Below are 19,352 nucleotides of genomic sequence, written 5' to 3'. Positions count from 1 at the left end.
CGTGAAGCGCGGTTCGGACCCAATCTCCAAATGTTTATCGTGGCTGCGAGCTGCCCGGCACGGCATCGACGAAGCGGATGCCGAACTCCAGATGACGGCTCATCAGGTAGACATAGGCGATGCGGTCGCGCGCCCTCAGCGCCCGGATGATCTCGGCATGCGCCTCGAAGGTCGCCGCGTGCACCGGACGTTCGGCCTTGCCGAGCCGCATGACCTCCTCGATCACCGAACGCAGCATGTGATAGGCGGCAAGCGTCGTGCGGTTGCCCGAGAGTTCGACGATCGCCGAATGGAACTCATAGTCGCACTGTGCGGCTGCCTCGACGCTCTCGGCCTCAAGGATCCTGGAATTGATCGCATCGAGCCGGTCGAAATCGGCGTCGCTGGCCGTCAGGATGATGTGTTCGCCGACACCGGTCTCGATGATGCGGCGGAAGCCCTGCAGGTCATGAAACGAGTCCGGTGAGATACCGTTGTGAAAGGCAAAGAGCCGGCGGATCGCCTCGCCGTGGCCACCGCTGATCACGGCGCCCACCTTCGGCCGGGTCTCGACCATGCCATAGGCGCGCAGCACCTGCAGCGCCTCGCGCACGGTGTTGCGGCCGGCCTGGAACTGTTCGCCGAGATCACGCTCGGTCGGCAACGCGTCACCGACACCAAGGCCACGCTCAGAAATCATGTCGCGGATCTGCTCGACCAGCCGATCGACGGCCGAGGTCTTGCCCGGCTCCACGGCCTCGACGCCCGACAACACCTCTTCCCTTACCGAACTGCTCACCGGCTCTCCTCCCTGCGATGCCTTATTTGTTGGTCCAGATTACAGTTTCCGTCAAGCGAAAATTTGAAGGCCTCAGCTTAATCGGTGATTTTCACGCGAAATCTCCGCTTTCAGACTTGAATTGTTGGACCAATGGGACATTATTGCCGGGCGTGGTCCAACAATAGCCACGGAAGCGGGTAGGAGTTCTGCATGAGACTGATGGAAGAGTGCTTTCGCTGGTACGGGCCCAACGATCCGGTGCCGCTCAGCCACATCCGGCAGGCGGGCGCCACAGGGATCGTCTCGGCGCTGCATCACATTTACGACGGCTCGCCGTGGTCCGATGAGGCTATCCTTAAGCAGAAGGCGCTGATCGAGGCGGCCGGCCTGCGCTGGAGCGTCGTCGAGAGCATTCCGGTGCACAATTCTATCAAGCTCGCGACGCCAGATAGCGATCGCTATATCGGCTGGTACAAGGATACGCTTCGCGCCCTGGCACGTTCGGGCATCAGCATCGTCTGCTACAACTTCATGCCGGTGGTCGACTGGACGCGCACGGAACTGATGCAGCCTTTGGCCAATGGCGGCTTTGCGCTGCGCTTCGATGCTGTCGATTTTGCCGCTTACGACCTCTTCGTCCTGCAGCGTCCGCATGTGGAGGACAGCTACTCAACGCAGCAGATCGCCGCCGCCCGCCAGCGTTTCGACGAGATGGACCAGGCGAAAATCGACCGGATCGAACGCAATCTGATCGCCGGTCTTCCGGCCACCGAGCGCCAGTTCAACCGGGCGAGCTTCCTCGCAGCCCTCTCGGAATATAATGGCGTCACCGCCGACATCTTGCATGAGAACCTCGCGCGCTTCCTCAGGGAGATCGTGCCGGTCGCAGAAGAAGTCGGTATCCGGCTCTGCATCCATCCGGATGACCCAGCCTTCTCTCTCTATGGCCTGCCGCGGATCGTTTCGACGCCGGCCGACGTCCGGCGCATTCTCGCTGCCGTCGACAGTCCGGCCAACGGCATCACCTTCTGCACCGGCTCTTACGGCACACGCGCCGACAACGATTTGCCGGCCATGGTGCGCGAATTCGGCCCGCGCATCCATTTCGCCCATCTGCGCAACGTCCAGCGCGAAGAAGACGGATCCTTCTACGAGGCCGACCATCTTGGCGGATCGAGCGACATGCCCGCGGTGATATTGGCGTTGATGCAGGAGCAGGAGCGCCGCGTCCGCGAGGGTCGCACCGACTGGCAGATCCCGCTTCGGCCCGATCACGGCCATCTGCTCGCAGACGACATCGGCAAGGAGCGGATCAACCCCGGCTATTCGCTGATCGGGCGCTTGAAGGGTCTCGCAGAAATCAGAGGCGTCATGCAGGGCATTGCAACGGCCATGGCGCACAAGGATTGAGGGAAGACATGAAACATTTTGAAGACGATACCGAACTCTTTACCGCCATGCGCAGCCGGCTGTTCACGGCCGTGGTCGGCGACATTCTCGACACGATGGGCCTGCAGCACCAGTTCCTGCCGCCGCAGATCAAGGCGCTGCGCGACGACATGGTCGCTGTGGGCCGCGCGATGCCCGTGCTGGAGGCGGATTTTTTCGCGACCGCTGAGGCCGGCGGCCATTCGGAATTCAGCGCCAAGCCTTTCGGCCTGATGTTCCATGCACTCGATAGCCTGAAGGAAAACGAGATCTACGTCTGTTCCGGCTCGTCGCCGCGCTATGCGGTCTGGGGCGAACTGATGTCGACGCGAGCAATGAAACTCAAGGCGGCCGGTGCGATCTGCGACGGCTATTGCCGCGACAGCGCCGGCATTCTCGCGCTCGATTTCCCGACCTTCTGCTACGGCTCCTACGCCCAGGACCAGGGCCCACGCGGCAAGGTCGTCGACTACGGCATCCCGATCGAGATCGGCGGCATCCGCATCCGGCCGGGCGACATCCTCTTCGGCGACCGCGACGGCGTGCTCGTCATCCCGAAGGAGGCGGAGCGCGAGGCGATCGCGCTGGCGCTGGAAAAGGCCGAGACTGAAAACAAGGTGCGGCTGGCGATCGAGGCCGGCATGAGCACCGTCGAGGCCTTCGAACGCTTCGGCGTCATGTAACGACAGAATGATGAGGTGCCGGGAGACGGCGCCTCACCTCAACCGGCTCAGATCCACGGGGCGACCGTTGATGATCGCCTCCATCGAGAAGAAGCCGGTGACCGTGGCGAGGTCGAAATTGGTGATGAGCTTCTGGTAGAAGGTGTCATAGCCGCGCATGCCGCGGGTCACCACCTTGATCAGATAATCCCAATCCCCGCCGATGCGATAGAAATCGATCACCTCCGGCAACCGCTCGACATGCTGCCGAAAACCGTCGCTCCATTCCTTGGAGTGATGGCGGGTGCGGATCATCACGAACACGGTGAGATCCAGCCCCAAAGCGTCGAGATCGATGTCTGCATGCGAGCCCCGGATCACACCGATTGCCTGCAGGCGCTGGAGGCGCCGCCAGCAGGCGTTTTGCGACAGGCCGACCTTTTCGGCCAGATCCCGCTGCGACAGCGACGAATCTTTTTGCAATGCGGTAAGAATGTTCAGATCGAAAGCATCGATTTTGAGCGACGATTCGATCATTTGACACAATTCCTCGATGAAACCGCAGAAGATAGGTGAGGTTTTCGACCCTGGACGGGATTACAATTGCTGTCAATGTCCGCTCCGAGGAGTAAGCGCGATGATCGTGCCCGCCGTCCACCAACCCTGCGAGGCGCTCTCGCCGCTCGCCCGGTTCCGCCAGTCCCTGAACCGGCCGGGTCTCGTCGCCGAGCTACGCGACGACCTGGTCGGAGCGAAGGCGCGGATCGCCGGTCCCTACGGCACGAAGGCACTGGTCTATGCCGACTACGTCGCCTCCGGCCGCGCGCTGCGCGTGATCGAAGATTTCGTGCTCGAAGAGGTCCTGCCTTACTACGCCAACAGCCACACCGAAGCCTCCTATTGCGGGGGCTTCATGACCCGGATGCGGCGGGAAGCGCGGGCGCTGATCGGGGAATTCTGCGGCGCCACGGCCGACCATGCCGTGATCTTCACCGGCTCCGGTGCGACCTCCGGCATCAACCGTCTGGTCAAGCTCGTCGGCGTTAGCGACGCGGTTGCTGCCGGCCAAACCGTCCGCGTCATCATCGGCCCCTACGAGCACCACTCCAACATCCTGCCCTGGCGCGAAAGCGGCGCTGAGATCGTTGAGATCGCCGAATGCCCGGCGGGTGGACCGGACCTCACGGAACTTCGCAAAGCGCTGAGCGTTGGCTCGTCCGACCTGACAGTCTGTACCCTCTCGGCCGGCTCGAACATCACCGGCATCACCAGCGACGTGGCCGCGATCACCCGCATGGTCAAGGCTGCCGGTGCGAAGATGATCTGGGACTATGCCGGCGCCGGCCCCTATGTTCCAATCGCCATGTCTCCCGTTTCCGGTGCCGAGATCGACGCCATCGTCGTCTCGCCGCACAAGTTCATCGGTGGCCCGGGTGCTTCCGGCATCCTGATCGTTCGCCGCGACAGTGTCACGACCGACAAGCCGACCTGGCCGGGCGGCGGCACGGTGAAGTTCGTTTCGCCGGATACACACGACTACAGCGCCAACATCGAGGCCCGCGAAGAGGCCGGAACGCCGAACGTCGTCGGTGACATCCGTGCAGCCCTTGCCTTCATCGTCAAACACGCGATCGGGCTTGAGAGCATGGAGCGGCGCAACCGCGAACTGGCGGAGCAGGCGTTTGCCGCCTGGAGGGCCATTCCGCAACTGGAACTGCTCGGCTTGCAAGAACCGGACCGGCTGCCGATCTTTTCGTTCCGCATCAGGAACGGCAAGGGCGGCTATGTCCACCAGCAGCTCGTCACCCGCATGCTGAGCGACCGCTTCGGCATCCAGGCGCGCGGCGGCTGCGCCTGCGCCGGACCTTACGTTCATCGGCTGCTGTCGATCGATGCCGAGCACTCCGAACAGATCCGCCAGGCGATCCTTGCCGGCGAGGAAATCGAGAAGCCGGGTTTCACCCGGCTGAACTTCAGCGTGCTGCTTTCGGAAGACAAGGTGAAGTACATTCTCGATTGCGTCACGCAGCTCGCCGCCGACGCGCCGAGCTTCGAAGCCGATTACGATTTTGACCCCGCCCGCGCGATCTTCTTCCCGTGCGCCGCGGCTGAAGAGGCCCTCGCCTATGCATAAGCCCGATGTGACCGGCTTCTACGATCCCCGCACCGGCAGCATCCAATATGTCGTCGCCGACCCGGCGACGGGCAAATGCGCGATCATCGATCCGGTGCTGGACTTCGATGAAAAGTCCGGCTCGACCGCGACGCGGAATGCCGATGCGATCCTCGACCATATCGCCGCCAAGGGTTTGACGGTCGAGTGGATCCTCGACACCCACCCGCACGCCGACCATTTCTCGGCGGCGCGCTACCTCAAAGCGAAGACCGGCGCGCCGACGGCGATCGGCGAACATGTGAAGGGCGTGCAGCGGATCTGGAAGGAGATCTACAACTGGCCGGACTTCGCCTGCGACGGTTCGCAATGGGACCGGCTGTTTGCCGACGGCGAGACGTTTCAGATCGGTGAGCTCAAGGCCCACGTCATGCATTCGCCGGGACATACGCTCGCCTCGATCTCTTACGTGATCGGCGACGCCGCCTTCATTCACGACACGCTGTTCATGCCCGACAGCGGCTCGGCCCGCGCCGACTTTCCGGGCGGAAGCGCTGCCGACCTCTGGCGCTCGATCCAGGCCATTCTGGCACTGCCGGACGAAACACGGCTCTTCACCGGCCACGACTATTGCCCCGGCGGCCGCGAGGCGCGCTGGGAAAGCACGGTCGCCGAACAGAAGGCCACGAACCCGCACGTTGCCGGCAAGTCCGAGGCCGATTTCGTCGGCCTGCGCGAGGCGCGCGACCGCACCCTGCCGATGCCGAAGCTCATCCTGTACGCGCTGCAGGTGAACGTGCGTGGCGGCGAGCTCCCTGTCGCCGAGGACAACGGCCGACGCTACCTGAAGATACCGCTCGACGCGCTGCCCGGTTCGGTCTGGGGGTAGCGGCATCGTGGCGGACCCCTTCCAGCAGATGCTGCTTGCGATCGGCTCCGGTTCGCTCACCGGCTTCACGCTCGGCCTGATCGGCGGTGGCGGCTCGATCCTGGCGACGCCGCTCCTGATCTATGTCGTCGGCATCCGCGACGTGCACACCGCGCTCGGCACCGGAGCGCTTGCGGTTTCCGCCAATGCCTATCTCAACCTGATAAGCCACGCGCTCCGCGGTCATCTCTGGTGGCGCTGCGCGCTGATCTTCACGGTCGCGGGTTCGCTTGGCGCCTTTTTCGGCTCCAGCCTCGGCAAGCTGATCGATGGCCAGCGATTGCTGTTCCTCTTCGGCCTCGTGATGATGTTCGTCAGCTTCGCCATGCGGAAGGTCAGGTGCGACACGGCGGCGACACCGCAGTCGCTTTCGCTCGGCACACACGGCAAGACCGGCTTGACAGCGCTTCTGACCGGCACCTGTTCCGGCTTCTTCGGCATCGGCGGCGGTTTCCTCATCGTTCCCGGACTGCTGCTTGCGACCGGCATGCCGCTCATCAACGCTGTGGGCACGTCGCTGCTTGCTGTCGGCACCTTCGGCCTGACGACCGCGATCAACTATGCCGCCTCTGGATTGGTGGATTGGCGCATCGCCGGCTACTTCATCCTGGGTGGCGTCGCGGGTGGCGTGATCGGCACGATCGTTTCGACGCAGCTTTCGACCCAGCGCGATACGCTGACCAAGATTTTCCGTGCGATCATCTTTTCCGTCAGCCTTTACGTTCTCTGGCGCAGCTACGGAGCCGTGTGACCGGCTTCGCCGTCCGCAATCCATATGACGGCGCGACTGATCGGTCCTTGGCCGGAAACATACGCAGCGAGTCCGGAATCGTACTATCTGGATCATTCAAGACAACGGCGTGGCGTGTTTTAATCCTGTCAGCACTCTTTCGGACAGGAATAATCCAATGACCGTTCAATCCATGGACCTCTCGAACAGCACGCCGTTGACCCGCAGGTCGATCTCGCAGCTTCCGATCAACCTGTTCGCCTCGGTAATGGGCATAACCGGCCTGAGCCTCGCCTGGCGCGAAGCCACCAGGACGATCGGTCTGCCGGCCCTTCCCGGCGAATATGTCGGCTGGCTCGGGACTTCGATCTTTCTAAGCCTTGCGCTCGGCTACGCTTTCAAGTGGCACCGCCATCCGGCCTCGGTCGCCGCCGAATTCGCCCATCCGGTTCAAAGCAACTTCTTCGCAACGGTCGCAATCGGCTTGCTTCTGCAGTCAGCTTTTCTGAACCGCTATAGCCCGCTGCTGTCAGAAGTCGTCTGGACGGCTGCGTCGGCGCTGACCTTCGCCCTCGCTTATGTCGTCGCCAGGGGCTTCCTCGGCCGGCAACAGTCGCGCGATACGACGCTGCCGCCGCTGCTCATCCCCGGTGTCGCCACTCTGGATATCGCCGTTACCGGCCACGCCATGCCGTTCGCCTGGGCACATGAGGTCAACATGCTTGCCTTCTCGGTCGGCAGCGTCATCGCCGCAGTCTTCATTGCGCTGATCTTCTCGCGGTTGCGCCATGAAGATCCGCTTCCGGCGCTGGCAAGGCCGTCTCTCATGGTTCTGGTCGCCCCCTTTGCCGTCGGCTTCCTCGCCTATACCAATGTCACGGGTTCGGTTGATCTCTTCGCCACGGTCCTGTTCTACTTCGCGCTGTTTCTGATGCTCGTCCTGTCGCCGATGGTATTCCGCTCCCATGTCCCCTTCAGCGTCGCCTGGTGGGCGATCAGCTTCCCGCTTGCTGCGCTCTCGATCGCCTTCTTCCGGTATGCTGCGTCTGCCGAGAGCACCGTCCTCACCGGGCTGGCTGGACTGTTCTTTCTGTTTCTGGCTGGCGCGATTGCGGTTGTCTTCTATCGGACGATCAGCATCATCCTCACCGGCAGATTGTTCTAGGTTCGCTAATGGCCGTTCACAAAGTGGCGATCGTCGCAATGCAGGGCGTCCAGCTCCTCGACGTTATCGGCCCTTCGGACGTGTTCGCGGAGGCCAACCGTCAGAGTGGCACCGACCATTATTCGGTGGAGGTCGTCAGCGCCTCCACCGCCCCGGTGCGTGGGTCTTCCGGGCTGACCCTCCTTCCCGACCGTGCGATGGATGACGGCATTGCCGACATCGATACCCTGCTGGTTGCCGGGGACCCGCTCATTCACGAACGACCGCTTCCGATATCGCTTCTGACTTGGGTGAAGGACGCATCCGCCCGTGCCAGTCGCTTCGGATCGGTATGCTCCGGCGCCTTCGTGCTCGGCGAAGCGGGCCTGTTGAACGGCAGGCGGGCGACGACGCATTGGTCGCAAGCGGCGGAATTCGGCAAGCGCTTTCCGGAGGTGAAGCTCGAGCCCAACCGCATCTTTACCAAGGACGGCAATGTCTGGACCTCGGCGGGCGTGACAGCCGGCATCGACCTCGCACTTGCCATCGTCGAAAAGGATCTCGGCCTGGACATCGCCTTGAAAGTCGCGCGTGAACTTGTTGTCTTCCTCAAGCGACCCGGCGGCCAGACCCAGTTCAGCACGCTCCTTGCCGGCCAGCTTGCGCAGAAGACCCCTATTCGCGCGGCGCAGGACTACATTGCCGACAACCTCTCTGCCGATCTCGGTGTCGGGGCGATCGCCAGGCGCACCGGCATGAGCGAGCGAAACTTCTCCAGGCAATTCAAGCAGGAGGTGGGCATGACGCCGGCTGACTATGTTGAGAGCATGCGGCTTGAGGCGGGGCGCAGATTGGCCGAAGACACAAGCATCCCGCTCAAAAAGATTGCGACCGATATCGGCTTCCATGACGATATCGCCTTCCGTCGTTCCTTCGTTCGTCGATTCGGCACGTCGCCGGCGGCTTATCGAAAGAGCTTCGGCTCCTAAGCCTCGCTCAAGGCCCGCGCCGTTACCGCCACCGGAGAAACCAGCATGTTCGACCTGATCATCCGCAATGCCAATCTTCCGGACGGACGGCTTGGCGTCGATGTCGGCGTCAAGGGCGGCAAGATCGCAGCGATCGAGATGGCTCTTGCCGCGACAGCGGGCGAAGAAATCGACGCCACCGGCCGCCTGCTCAGCCCGCCTTTCTGCGACCCGCATTTCCACATGGACGCGACGCTGTCGCTCGGACTGCCGCGCATGAACGTCTCCGGCACGCTGCTGGAAGGCATCGCGCTCTGGGGCGAGCTGCGCCCGATGTTGACCAAGGAGGCGCTGGTCGCGCGGGCGCTGCGCTATTGCGACCTCGCCGTCAGCCAGGGCCTTCTTGCCATCCGCAGCCACGTCGACACCTCCGATCCACGGCTGGTGACGGCCGAGGCACTGCTGGAGGTAAAGGAGAAGGTCGCGCCTATATCGACCTGCAGCTCGTCGCCTTCCCGCAGGACGGCTATTTTCGCGCGGCCGACGGCGAGGCTTCACTGAACCGCGCACTCGATATGGGCATCGGCATCGTCGGCGGCATCCCGCATTTCGAGCGCACGATGGAAGATGGCACCCGCTCGGTGGAAGTGCTCTGCCGGATCGCCGCAGACCGCGGCCTGCCGGTCGACATGCATTGCGACGAGACCGACGATCCGATGTCGCGCCACATCGAGACGCTGGCGGCTCAAACGGTCCGTTTCGGACTTCAGGGCCGCGTCGCCGGATCGCACCTGACTTCGATGCACTCGATGGACAACTACTATGTCTCCAAGCTGATCCCGCTGATGGCGGAGGCGGAGATCAACGTGATCCCCAATCCGCTGATCAACATCATGCTGCAGGGACGCCACGACACCTATCCCAAGCGCCGCGGCATGACGCGGGTTCGCGAGTTGATGGCGGCCGGCCTCAACGTTTCCTTCGGGCACGACTGCGTCATGGATCCCTGGTACTCGATGGGTTCGGGCGACATGCTGGAAGTGGCTCACATGGCCATCCACGTGACGCAGATGGGCGGGATCGAGGACAAGCGCAAGATCTTCGACGCCATCACCGTGAATGCAGCGAAAACCATGGGCCTTGAAGGCTATGGCCTCGACGTCGGCTGTAAGGCCGACCTCGTCCTGATGCAGGCGGCCGATGTCAGCGAAGCGCTGCGGCTGAAACCGAACCGGCTCTGCGTGGTCAAGGACGGCAAGGTCATCGCCAGGACGGCGCCGCGCATCAGCGAACTGCTTCTCGACGGCCGGCCGGCCTCCATCGACATCGGGCTGGATTACATCCCGCAGACGTCGGCGCCCTGAGCTTTCGGACTTCGATTTCAATCCTCGAAGTCGCCGAAGACGTTCTGTAGCCGAGTAAGCTGGGCGACGCGCTCGCCGACCTCGTCGCCGAGGACGACGATGATGTTGCTCAGAAGCAGGTCCATGACCGCGACGGTCGTTGCTGCTCCATCCCAGAGCGGACCATGGGACCCGGGCACGACGAGGCAGATGTCGGAGACCTCCGGCGCCCAGGGGCAGAACTCGTCGGTGAAGAGGATGACCTTGACGCCGGCCCGACGCGCCTCCTCCGCCAAGGGCCGCGCCTTGGCGGCGAAGCGGCGTACGTCGTGCAGGAACAGCACGCGTCCCTCGACGGAACCGTCGAGCAGCTCGGCATAGGTGCCGTTGAGGCCATCGACGAACTGCACCCGCGACCGGGTATAGGATAGCTGGCTCGCGAAATACTGCGCGATGCCGCGTACGTTCTGGTAGGCAGCGACATAGACCTCGCTGGCAGCAATCAGAGCGTCGATCGCCTGCTGCCATTCCGGCGCGGTCGTCAACTCATAGATCATGCCGAGATTGTCGATCTGCTGCTGGATCAGGCCGGCAAGCAGCTTGCCTTCGCGGTTGTCGTCGCGCAGACGGCCAACCGATCCCTTCACCTGCCAGGCAGGATTGTTGGAGCCGTCGCGCCGAAGCTCTAGTTTCAGCTCGTCGAGACCGTCGAAGCCCATGCGCCGAAGATAACGCCCGACCGTCATCGGCGAAACTTCAAGCCGGGTCGCGATCGAACGCGCCGTCTCGAAGGGAATGTCGGCCAGATTACGCTCGATGTAGTTGGCGATGAGCTTATCAGATTTCGAGCGTCTGAGCTCGTCGCTGCGCACCAGCTTCAGGATTCGCTGCGCCACGTCCCCTCCCCTTGCATGATCGGAGCGGGACGCCGGCAAGCTAGCGCCGCATATCCCGCTCCGTCGCATCGCCTGTTTATTGCGCCGTCTTCACCTTCGTCCAGACCCGATCGAGCTGGCGCACGCCGGGGCCGAGATCTTCGAAGATCTGCAGCTTCTGCATGGTTTCCGGCGGCGGGTTGATTTCCTTGCTATTCTTGATCTGCTCGGGGGTCAATTGCCGCGCAGGCACGTTGGCCGTGCCGTTCGTCTGCTGCTCGATGTTGAGCGCCGCCACTTCGGGACGCGTGTAGAACTGCATGAACTTTACGGCGTTCTCCTTGTTCGGCGCGGTCTTCAGAACGCAGATATCCTCCTGATACATCGTCGCGCCTTCCTCCGGGATCACGTAGCCGAGATCCTTCGGATTGCCGAAGACGTCGACCATCGAGCCGACGAAGAAATGACCGGCCGCCACATCGCCGGCCGCGACCATCGGGCGGGTGTCATAGGTGAAGGCGGCGACATCCGGCTTCATGGCGATGATCGTATCGGCCGCCTGCTGCAATTCGGCAGGGTCGGTGGAATTGACCTTGTGGCCATTGAGGATGAGGCCGACCGACAGCACCTCGCGCATGTCGTCAAGCAGCGTGAATTTCAGGCCTTTGGCCTTCACCGTCTCGATCAGGTCGCGCCAGCCGGTCACGTCCTTGCCGAGCAGGGTGCGGTTATAAAGGATGCCGACCGTACCGAAGGCATAGGGCAGGCAATATTCGCCCTTCGGGTCGCTTTTGGCGCGAAGGAACGTCGGGTCGATGTTCTTGAAGCCCTCATAGGTGTTGATGTCGGTCTTTTCGAGCAGGTCGAGCTTGGCCATGATGTCCTGCATGTGCACCGACGGGAAGACGATGTCGTAGCCCGTGGCGCCACCCTGGATCTTCGCCAGCATCTCCTCGTTGGAGGAATAGGTCGAGAGGTTGACCTTGATCTGGGTCTCCTCCTCGAACTTCTTGAGGACAGCCGGATTGATGTATTCGCCCCAGTTGTAGATGTTGAGCTCGGCCGCTTGCGCCGTGCCGAAAAGGGCTGTCAGCGTCGCAAGGGACAGTGCCACTGTGCGTGCACGGGTCGCGAAGGCTCTCCTGCCCCCGCGGGTCGTCCCGTTTGTCATCGTCATCGAAATTCTCCTCTGATGGTTCTGGCCGGACGGCCTGACACGACCTTGACCGGCCGCTTCCGGATCACGGCTTCTCGTGGCCGTTGACTCCGATAGGCAAATGGTATCCATATATCGAAAACGCACAAGCGTTATTTGCATAACATTTTGGGGAACAGAAGTATGCAGAATTCCATCGTCCGGCTGGTGGAGGCGAGCAAGGCCTTTACCACTCCGGAAGGCGGCACCGTGACCGCTCTCGACCGTATAGATCTCGATGTCCGCCGCAACGAATTCCTGACCTTGCTCGGTCCCTCCGGTTGCGGCAAGACCACACTGCTGCAGGCGATCAGCGGCTTCGTCGAACTCGACGGCGGCTCGATCCTGATCGACGGCGAGGACATGACCGACCGGCCGCCCTATCGTCGCCCGGTCAACACCGTCTTCCAGAACTACGCGCTGTTTCCACATATGACCGTCGGCGAAAACGTCGCCTACTCGCTGGAGGTGGCGGGCGTTGCCAAGCCGCAGCGCCGGGAAAAGGTCGCGTCCGCCCTGAAGATGGTCGGGCTCGAAGGCATGGAAGCACGCAAGCCGCGCCAGCTCTCCGGCGGCCAGCAGCAGCGGGTGGCGCTCGCCCGCGCCATCATCGCCCGGCCGAAGCTGCTTTTGCTCGACGAACCGCTGTCGGCGCTCGACAAGAACCTGCGCCAGGCCATGCAGATCGAACTCAAGACGCTGCAGAACGAGCTTGGCATCTCCTTCATCTTCGTCACCCATGACCAGCAGGAAGCGCTGACGATGTCGGATCGCGTTGCCGTGCTATCAGGCGGGCGCATCCAGCAGCTCGATACGCCTCGCGCCATCTACGACCATCCGGTCAACACGTTCGTTGCAACGTTCATCGGCGCCAGCAATCTGTTCGAAGGCAGGGTCGACGGCGACCGACTGATGACGGCTGACGGCATGGCGATCCGCCACCGGCCCTGCGAGCGGAAGATTTCGGCAGAGGCAACGGCGCTGATCCGTCCGGAACAGTTCTTCCTCGTCGAGGACAACGCTCCCTTCCCGACGATCGACGTCGATCTCGACCAGATCGTCTTCGTCGGCTCCACCTTCGAGCTGTTCGGTCGCACCGCCGAGGGCCGCAAGGTCGTCGCCGAGATTCCGGCCAACCGCCGCAGCCTCGTCGGCGCGGTCGAGCAGACCCGCAAGGCGCGACTTGCCTATGATCCAGCGGCCGTGCACCTGATTGGCGAAAGCGCAGGTGCCTAAGATGACGATCGCCAGTCGCCGCCGCTTCCAGCTTGCACTCCTGCTCGGGCCCGTCTCGGCCTTTCTCGCCGTCTTCTTCCTCGGGCCGCTCGCGATCATGATCGTGACCAGCTTTCTCGCACCCGGCCTTTATGGCGGGGTGGAATGGACCTTCTACCCGCATAATTTCGGCCGCATTCTCGGCTTCGCCGATCCGATGTTCGAGGAGTTCGATCCGATCTACATCTCGATCTTCCTACGCTCGATCGAGATCGCCGCCCTGACGGTGCTCGCGACCCTCCTCGTCTGCTACCCCGCTGCCTTCTGCATTGCCCGGCTTTCCGACCGCTGGAAGAACTTCTGCCTGTTCCTGATCACACTGCCCTTCTTCACCAGTCTGATCGTGCGGCTGTTCGTCTGGGTGCTGATCCTGCGCCAGACCGGCCTCGTCAACGAAGTGCTTCTATCCACGGGGCTGATCGAACGGCCGCTCGACCTGATCTACACCAAGGGCGCGATCATCCTCGGCATGACCTATGTGTTCATTCCCTTCATGTTCATGCCCGTCTATGCCAGCGTCGAGAAACTCGACTGGACGCTGGTGCGCGCCTCGCTCGATCTCGGCGCCGGCCCCGTGCGCACCTTCTTGCGCATCATCCTGCCCTTGACCGCACCCGGCATTGCCGGCGGCGCCGTCATCGTCTTCATCCCGGCGCTCGGCAACTTCGTCGTGCCGGCGGTGCTTGGTGGCGCCAAGGTGATGATGTTCGGCAACCTCATCGAGCAGCAGTTCCTCGCCGCGCGCAACTGGCCCTTCGGTGCTGCACTGGCGATGATGGTGATGAGCGTCATGCTGATCATGATGATCGCCCATGTCATCCTTTCCGGACGGCGCGGCGCTGCCGCCGCACTGGCACGGTGAGGCGCCCATGAAGATCGCTCGATCCCTTTTCACCGGTGGCCTGCTTGCCTACACCGGCCTGTTCTTCGCCTTCATCTACATCCCGCTCGTGGTCATCGCCGTCTATTCGTTCAACGCCAATCCGGTGAACATGATGACCTGGACCGGGTTTACCACCGAATGGTACGCTCAGGTTCTCGGCTTCAAGACCAAGGTCTCCGAGAGCGCGCTCTACATCGAATCGACGGGGCAGCTGCTGCAGGCGGTATGGAACAGCCTGGTCATCGCCGCCTCGACAACGGCCATTGCGACCGTCTTCGGCACGGCGATCGCGATAGCGCTCTACCGCTTCGAATTTGTCGGCCAGCGCTTCTACCGGGTGGTGATGTTCATGCCGATGCTGATGCCGGATATCGTGCTCGGCATCGCGCTCCTGATCTTCTTCGTCAATTCCGGCATCCGGCTGGGCCTGACGACGATCATCATCGGCCAGTGCACCTTCCTGATCTCCTACGTCTTCATCGTCGTCTCGGCCCGTCTTGCCGGCATGGACCGGACGCTCGAACACGCGTCGGCCGACCTCGGCGCCAACGAATGGATGACCTTTCGTCGGGTGGTGCTGCCGCAGCTTTTCCCGGCGATCGTCGGCGGCGCGCTGCTCGCCTTCATCATCTCGATGGACGATCTCGTCATCACCTATTTCATCGCCGGCGTCGATGTCACGACGCTGCCGATGTTCATCTTCTCCATGCTTCGGCGCGGCATCAAACCGGAGATCAACGCCATCGCCGTGATGATGCTGACCTTCTCCTTCGTCGTCGCCTCGCTTGGCCTTTACCTTCGCTCCCGGCAGAAATGATCATGAACGACAAGACCTCCACGCCCTCCTCCGCCCGCGCCCGCGATATCGGCCTGCCCTTTGCCGGCCGCACCGGCCGCTTCAACGCCATCACGGATGTCGAAGGCATTGCCGTCGGCTTCCGCACTATCGAGGAACAAACGCCGCGACCCGGCCGAAAGCGCCCGGTGCGCACGGGCGTCACCGCCATCCTGCCGCATGCCGGATCGGAAACACCGGTCCCGGTTTATGCCGGGGTGCACCGCTTCAATGGCAACGGCGAAATGACCGGCACGCACTGGATCGAGGATGGCGGCTTCTTCCTCGGACCCGTGATGATCACCAACACCCATGCGGTCGGTATGACCCACCACGCCACCATCCAATGGATGCTGGAGCGCTACAGGACGACCTACGACACCGACGATTTCCTCTGGCTGATGCCGGTGGTCGCCGAAACCTATGACGGCGTTTTGAATGACATCAACGGCCAGCCGATCACGGAATCCGATGTGCACGCCGCACTCGACGCTGCCGCGTCCGGCCCGGTCCAGGAAGGCAATTGTGGTGGCGGCACCGGCATGATCGCCTATGGCTTCAAGGGCGGCACCGGCACCGCCTCGCGCGTCGTTGAATTCGGCGGCCGCGACTACACGATCGGCACGCTGGTCCAAGCCAATCACGGGCAACGCGACTGGCTGACGATCCGCGGCGTTCCGGTCGGCGAACACATGCGCGACGGCACGCCGCAAAGCCAGATGCAGGAGCGCGGCTCGATCATCGTCGTGATCGCGACCGACCTGCCGATGGCACCGCATCAACTCAAGCGCCTGGCGCGACGGGCGGCGATCGGCATCGGCCGCAACGGCACGCCCGGCGGCAACAATTCCGGCGACATCTTCCTCGCCTTCTCCACCGCCAACACCCAGCCGATGGCCCACAGGGCGCCGCCGCGACTGTCGCTGGAAATCGTCAACGACGAGCTGCTTGACCCCGTCTATCTCGCGACCGTCGACAGCGTCGAAGAAGCAGTGGTGAACGCGATGATCGCGGCCGAAGATTCCGGCGGTACAGCCCATGATCGCTTCAAGATCCAGGCGATCCGGCATGAGCCTCTGATGGAGGTTATGCGGGCCTATGGCCGATAACCGACGGACTTGGCGATACCTCTCGGAGCCGGTGACTTAGCCGGCTCCAGGCGAGTTCAACCGCGCACGGCGCCAGTCGCTCGGGGCTTCGCCGACCCTCAGGCGGAAGAAGCGCGAGAAATAGGCGGCGTCGGCAAAGCCGATCTCATAGGCAATGTCTTCGAGTGGCCGGACCGTAAAGAGCAGTAGGCGCTTGGCCTCGAGCAATCGCCGCTCGTTGATCAGTTCCTTCACCTGCATGCCGAAGGCATCCCTGCTCGCCTTGGCAAGCAGGTGCGGCGTCGTGGCGAGCGCATCGGTGTAGTGCCCGACGCTCCAGTTCTCGCGGAAACGCAGATCGATGAGCCGGCGCAGTTCCGTGGCCAGCATCGCCTGTGTCGGCTGGGCGGTGGGCGGTGCTGCGGCTGCCAGGCGAGCGATCTGGGTCAGCACGGCGGCGACCAGAGATGCCAGCATCCGCTGCGTGCCCGTGGCACCGCCGGCGTACTCATCAGCGACGATATCGAGCAGTTCCGCAAGACGGCGCCAATGCCGGTCTTCACCGTCGCCACGGATCATCATGGGCGTATCGAGCGCCAGCGTCGTTTGCTCGCGGATAGAGAGCAGCGCACCATCGGCAATCGAAACGACAATCGCGTCGCTCGTCTCTGGATCGACTGAAAACCCGTGCACGATGCCGCTCGGCACGAAGCTGATGGCGGGTGCGGAAAAGTCCAAAGGCTTGTCGTCGATGAAGTAAGTTCCCCCGCCGCTCAGCCAGTAGGTGATCTGTCCCATCTGGTCGTGCTTGTGCGCCTTGACCTGGCCCTGATGCAGGTTCCGCCGCGCCATCACCGTCTCGACATGGAAGAACCCGGGCTCGACCTTCTGCTCCGGTTCGCCATAGACGAAGAAACTTGGAATGCTGCTGCTCATGTTCCACCCGAAAAAGTTCAAGTCATTTTGCCATTCTGTCCATGGCCGCTGCCGATTTCAACGCCTAGCCTTGACGAAACTCAAGGAGGAGAAAATGAGAGCAGAGGATTTCCGCGCCGACAGGGCGCGGCCCTTCACCGGCGCCGAATATCTGGAAAGCCTGCGCGACGGCCGCGAAGTCTATATCAATGGCGAGCGCGTCCACGATGTCACCAGCCATCCGGCCATGCGCAATTCCGCCCGGTCGCTCGCAAGGCTCTATGACGCGCTGCACGACCCGGCGAAGAAGGATATCCTGACGTCACCGACCGACACGGGCTCGGGCGGCTACACCCACAAATACTTCCGCGTCGCCCGCTCCTCCTCCGATCTTGCGGCACAGCAAGGCGCGATCGCCGAGTGGGCACGCATGTCCTATGGCTGGATGGGCCGCACCGCCGACTACAAGGCGGCGCTGATGAACACGCTGGGCGCCAATGCCAACTGGTACGGGCCGTTCAAGGACAATGCGCTCGCGTGGCACAGACGCGCCCAGGAAGCCGCCCTCTTCATGAACCATGCGATCGTCAATCCGCCGATCGATCGCCACAAGCCGGCGGATGCGGTGAAGGACGTGTTCGTCCACATCACCAAGGAAACGGATGCCGGCATCTACGTCTCCGGCGCCAAGGTGGTCGCAACCTCCTCTGCGCTGACGCACTACAATTTCCTCGCACAGAGCTCGGCGACGGTGACCGAGGATCCCTCGCTCTCCGTCATGTTCATCGTTCCGATGAACGCGCCGGGCATCAAGATGTTCTGCCGGGTCTCCTACGAGCAGACGGCCAACACGGTCGGCCATCCCTTCGACTATCCGCTGTCGTCGCGCTTCGACGAGAATGACGCGATCCTGGTGCTCGACAATGTCTTCGTGCCCTGGGAGGATGTTCTGGTGCTGCGCGACGCCGCCAAGATCCTCTCCTTCCACCCGGCCTCCGGCTTCATGCACGGCTACTGCTTCCAGGGCTGCACCCGCTTCGCGGTGAAACTCGACTTCCTCGCCGGCCTGCTTGCCAAGGCTTTGAGGGCGACCGGCGGCGACGCCTTCCGCGGCAACCAGGCGGCGCTCGGCGAGGTCATTGCCCTTCGACACATGTTCTGGAGCTTCTCCAACGCCATGGCGCATAACCCCATTCCCTGGGCCGACGGCGCGGTGCTGCCCAATCTCGAAGCTGCGCTTTCCTACCGCACCTTCATGTCGGAGGCCTATCCGCGCGTCGTCGAGACGATCCGCAGGGTCGTCGCCTCCGGCCTGATCTACCTGCCCTCCTCGGCGCGCGATTTCGGCAATCCCGAGATCGATCGTTACCTGGCGCAATATGTGCGCGGCTCCAACGACATGGGCCATATCGAGCGCATCAAGATCATGAAGCTGCTCTGGGACGCGACCGGCACCGAGTTTGGCGGGCGGCACGCGCTTTACGAACTCAACTATGCCGGTGCACCCGAAGAGGTGCAGCTGCAGGTGTTGAAGGGCGCCGAGCGCGGTGGGCGCCTGAAGGAGATGGAGGCGCTCGTCGATCAGTGCATGGCCGACTACGACGAGAACGGCTGGACCGGCAATACCTGGCTGCCGCCGCTCGACGACAACGCCACCCTTCGCAGCGCAGCCGAGTGAGGCCTGCCATGGAACCGCTCGTTTCAAAGACCGAGTTTCGCAATGCGATGGCGCGGGTCTGCGCGCCGGTCAACGTCATCACCACCAACGGACCCGCCGGACGCGGCGGGTTCACGGCCACCGCCATGTGCTCGGTAACCGACGAGCCGCCGACGCTGCTTGTCTGCATGAACCGGAACTCCACCCAATGCGGGCTGTTCATCGACAACAGGCGCTTTTGCGTCAACGTGCTCAGCCACGACCATCGGGATCTCGCCGGCCATTTCGCCGGCGCGACGCAGGACATGGCCGCGCGCTATGCCGCCACCGACTGGGTCGAGATGCAATCGGGCAGCTTCGCCGTCAAGGATGCGATCGTTTCGCTCGACTGCGAACTGGCCGAGGCGCGGCTCTTGGGAACGCACCATATCCTCATCGGCCGGGTCGTCGGCATCCGCTCGCGCAGCGATGGTAATGCGCTGCTCTACTTCGACCGCAACTATGTACACGTGCCGACGCAGCTCGGAAGTTTCGGCGGGTAAGCACGGACGCA

At 62.9% G+C, this 19,352-nt stretch carries 18 protein-coding genes and 1 pseudogene; 14 read left to right on the top strand and 5 right to left on the bottom strand.

Annotated features, from left to right (window positions below; all coding sequences use genetic code 11):
- Positions 1-34 precede the first annotated feature (34 nt).
- Positions 35-778: a FadR/GntR family transcriptional regulator gene (locus tag IB279_RS15050; RefSeq protein ID WP_051659113.1), complete on the bottom strand. Its 744-nt coding sequence runs from the start codon at positions 776-778 to the stop codon at positions 35-37.
- 201 nt (positions 779-979) lie between these two features.
- On the opposite strand from IB279_RS15050, the gene uxuA reads away from it, so the two are divergent.
- Positions 980-2,170, top strand: a complete 1,191-nt coding sequence (gene uxuA / locus IB279_RS15045; RefSeq protein WP_034787871.1) for a mannonate dehydratase — start codon at positions 980-982, stop codon at positions 2,168-2,170.
- 8 nt (positions 2,171-2,178) lie between these two features.
- Entirely contained in the window at positions 2,179-2,871 is a 693-nt protein-coding gene (locus tag IB279_RS15040) for an RraA family protein (RefSeq protein ID WP_034787868.1), read from the top strand.
- Positions 2,872-2,904: 33 nt separating this feature from the next.
- On the opposite strand, the gene IB279_RS15035 is transcribed toward IB279_RS15040, so the two are convergent.
- Positions 2,905-3,387: an Lrp/AsnC family transcriptional regulator gene (locus tag IB279_RS15035; RefSeq protein ID WP_034787865.1), complete on the bottom strand. Its 483-nt coding sequence runs from the start codon at positions 3,385-3,387 to the stop codon at positions 2,905-2,907.
- 100 nt (positions 3,388-3,487) lie between these two features.
- Here IB279_RS15035 and IB279_RS15030 point away from each other — a divergent pair, with 100 nt between their 5' ends.
- From IB279_RS15030 to IB279_RS15005, 6 genes and pseudogenes are all read left to right on the top strand, one after another.
- Complete coding sequence (locus IB279_RS15030; RefSeq protein ID WP_082566296.1) at positions 3,488-4,984, top strand: aminotransferase class V-fold PLP-dependent enzyme; 1,497 nt, start codon at positions 3,488-3,490, stop codon at positions 4,982-4,984.
- Positions 4,977-5,852, top strand: a complete 876-nt coding sequence (locus IB279_RS15025) for an MBL fold metallo-hydrolase (RefSeq protein WP_060517836.1) — start codon at positions 4,977-4,979, stop codon at positions 5,850-5,852. Before IB279_RS15030 ends, IB279_RS15025 begins: the two co-directional genes overlap by 8 nt.
- Positions 5,853-5,880: 28 nt before the next feature.
- Positions 5,881-6,642 carry a sulfite exporter TauE/SafE family protein gene (locus IB279_RS15020; protein WP_034787855.1) on the top strand — a complete coding sequence of 254 codons (762 nt, stop codon included), beginning with the start codon at positions 5,881-5,883 and terminating at the stop codon, positions 6,640-6,642.
- 157 nt (positions 6,643-6,799) lie between these two features.
- The gene (locus IB279_RS15015) at positions 6,800-7,786 is read left to right on the top strand and encodes an SLAC1 anion channel family protein (RefSeq protein WP_192339323.1); all 987 of its coding nucleotides are present in this window, start codon (positions 6,800-6,802) and stop codon (positions 7,784-7,786) included.
- Between the two features lie 8 nt (positions 7,787-7,794).
- Positions 7,795-8,754, top strand: coding sequence for a GlxA family transcriptional regulator (locus IB279_RS15010; protein WP_060517832.1), 960 nt, complete (start codon positions 7,795-7,797; stop codon positions 8,752-8,754).
- Positions 8,755-8,799: 45 nt separating this feature from the next.
- Positions 8,800-10,097, top strand: a pseudogene (locus tag IB279_RS15005) (amidohydrolase family protein).
- 17 nt (positions 10,098-10,114) lie between these two features.
- Here the strand turns inward: IB279_RS15005 and IB279_RS15000 are convergent.
- Both IB279_RS15000 and IB279_RS14995 read right to left on the bottom strand, forming a co-directional pair.
- Entirely contained in the window at positions 10,115-10,972 is an 858-nt protein-coding gene (locus IB279_RS15000) for a MurR/RpiR family transcriptional regulator (RefSeq protein WP_034787843.1), read from the bottom strand.
- Between the two features lie 76 nt (positions 10,973-11,048).
- Entirely contained in the window at positions 11,049-12,128 is a 1,080-nt protein-coding gene (locus IB279_RS14995) for a spermidine/putrescine ABC transporter substrate-binding protein (protein ID WP_234852724.1), read from the bottom strand.
- Between the two features lie 162 nt (positions 12,129-12,290).
- Between IB279_RS14995 and IB279_RS14990 the strand changes: the two genes are divergently transcribed.
- Genes IB279_RS14990 through IB279_RS14975 form a run of 4 tightly spaced genes read left to right on the top strand, consistent with a single transcriptional unit; the run spans position 12,291 to position 16,248 of the window.
- Positions 12,291-13,382, top strand: a complete 1,092-nt coding sequence (locus IB279_RS14990; RefSeq protein WP_113189127.1) for an ABC transporter ATP-binding protein — start codon at positions 12,291-12,293, stop codon at positions 13,380-13,382.
- Between the two features lies 1 nt (position 13,383).
- The gene (locus IB279_RS14985; RefSeq protein ID WP_113189126.1) at positions 13,384-14,283 is read left to right on the top strand and encodes an ABC transporter permease; all 900 of its coding nucleotides are present in this window, start codon (positions 13,384-13,386) and stop codon (positions 14,281-14,283) included.
- The gene (locus IB279_RS14980) at positions 14,234-15,121 is read left to right on the top strand and encodes an ABC transporter permease (protein WP_234824461.1); all 888 of its coding nucleotides are present in this window, start codon (positions 14,234-14,236) and stop codon (positions 15,119-15,121) included. Before IB279_RS14985 ends, IB279_RS14980 begins: the two co-directional genes overlap by 50 nt.
- Before the next feature lie 2 nt (positions 15,122-15,123).
- Positions 15,124-16,248 (top strand): P1 family peptidase, encoded by a 1,125-nt coding sequence (locus IB279_RS14975; RefSeq protein WP_113189144.1) that lies wholly within the window; start codon positions 15,124-15,126, stop codon positions 16,246-16,248.
- Positions 16,249-16,284: 36 nt separating this feature from the next.
- Here the strand turns inward: IB279_RS14975 and IB279_RS14970 are convergent, their stop codons facing one another.
- Positions 16,285-17,163, bottom strand: coding sequence for a helix-turn-helix domain-containing protein (locus tag IB279_RS14970; protein WP_060517825.1), 879 nt, complete (start codon positions 17,161-17,163; stop codon positions 16,285-16,287).
- A gap of 94 nt (positions 17,164-17,257) precedes the next feature.
- On the opposite strand from IB279_RS14970, the gene IB279_RS14965 reads away from it, so the two are divergent.
- Together IB279_RS14965 and IB279_RS14960 are read left to right on the top strand one after the other, a co-directional pair.
- Positions 17,258-18,820: a 4-hydroxyphenylacetate 3-hydroxylase N-terminal domain-containing protein gene (locus tag IB279_RS14965; protein WP_192339322.1), complete on the top strand. Its 1,563-nt coding sequence runs from the start codon at positions 17,258-17,260 to the stop codon at positions 18,818-18,820.
- An 8-nt stretch (positions 18,821-18,828) separates the two neighbouring features.
- Complete coding sequence (locus IB279_RS14960) at positions 18,829-19,341, top strand: flavin reductase (RefSeq protein WP_034787824.1); 513 nt, start codon at positions 18,829-18,831, stop codon at positions 19,339-19,341.
- Positions 19,342-19,352: the final 11 nt, after the last annotated feature.

Origin of the sequence: Ensifer sp. ENS06 (genome assembly GCF_014852205.1) — a bacterium.
Taxonomy (GTDB): domain Bacteria; phylum Pseudomonadota; class Alphaproteobacteria; order Rhizobiales; family Rhizobiaceae; genus Ensifer; species Ensifer adhaerens.
This window is presented reverse-complemented; position numbering and strand designations above follow the sequence as displayed.

Bases quoted from the DNA above. Each gene is read 5' to 3' on its own strand.
- IB279_RS14985 (WP_113189126.1), top strand. From the start codon at position 13,384: ATGACGATCGCCAGTCGCCGCCGCTTCCAGCTTGCACTCCTGCTCGGG.
- IB279_RS15010 (WP_060517832.1), top strand. From the start codon at position 7,795: ATGGCCGTTCACAAAGTGGCGATCGTCGCAATGCAGGGCGTCCAGCTC.
- IB279_RS14965 (WP_192339322.1), top strand. From the start codon at position 17,258: ATGAGAGCAGAGGATTTCCGCGCCGACAGGGCGCGGCCCTTCACCGGC.
- IB279_RS15030 (WP_082566296.1), top strand. From the start codon at position 3,488: ATGATCGTGCCCGCCGTCCACCAACCCTGCGAGGCGCTCTCGCCGCTC.
- IB279_RS14975 (WP_113189144.1), top strand. From the start codon at position 15,124: ATGAACGACAAGACCTCCACGCCCTCCTCCGCCCGCGCCCGCGATATC.
- IB279_RS15020 (WP_034787855.1), top strand. From the start codon at position 5,881: ATGCTGCTTGCGATCGGCTCCGGTTCGCTCACCGGCTTCACGCTCGGC.
- IB279_RS14990 (WP_113189127.1), top strand. From the start codon at position 12,291: ATGCAGAATTCCATCGTCCGGCTGGTGGAGGCGAGCAAGGCCTTTACC.
- IB279_RS15035 (WP_034787865.1), bottom strand. From the start codon at position 3,387: ATGATCGAATCGTCGCTCAAAATCGATGCTTTCGATCTGAACATTCTT.
- IB279_RS14960 (WP_034787824.1), top strand. From the start codon at position 18,829: ATGGAACCGCTCGTTTCAAAGACCGAGTTTCGCAATGCGATGGCGCGG.
- IB279_RS14995 (WP_234852724.1), bottom strand. From the start codon at position 12,128: ATGACGATGACAAACGGGACGACCCGCGGGGGCAGGAGAGCCTTCGCG.
- uxuA (WP_034787871.1), top strand. From the start codon at position 980: ATGGAAGAGTGCTTTCGCTGGTACGGGCCCAACGATCCGGTGCCGCTC.
- IB279_RS14980 (WP_234824461.1), top strand. From the start codon at position 14,234: ATGTCATCCTTTCCGGACGGCGCGGCGCTGCCGCCGCACTGGCACGGT.
- IB279_RS15040 (WP_034787868.1), top strand. From the start codon at position 2,179: ATGAAACATTTTGAAGACGATACCGAACTCTTTACCGCCATGCGCAGC.
- IB279_RS15025 (WP_060517836.1), top strand. From the start codon at position 4,977: ATGCATAAGCCCGATGTGACCGGCTTCTACGATCCCCGCACCGGCAGC.
- IB279_RS14970 (WP_060517825.1), bottom strand. From the start codon at position 17,163: ATGAGCAGCAGCATTCCAAGTTTCTTCGTCTATGGCGAACCGGAGCAG.
- IB279_RS15015 (WP_192339323.1), top strand. From the start codon at position 6,800: ATGACCGTTCAATCCATGGACCTCTCGAACAGCACGCCGTTGACCCGC.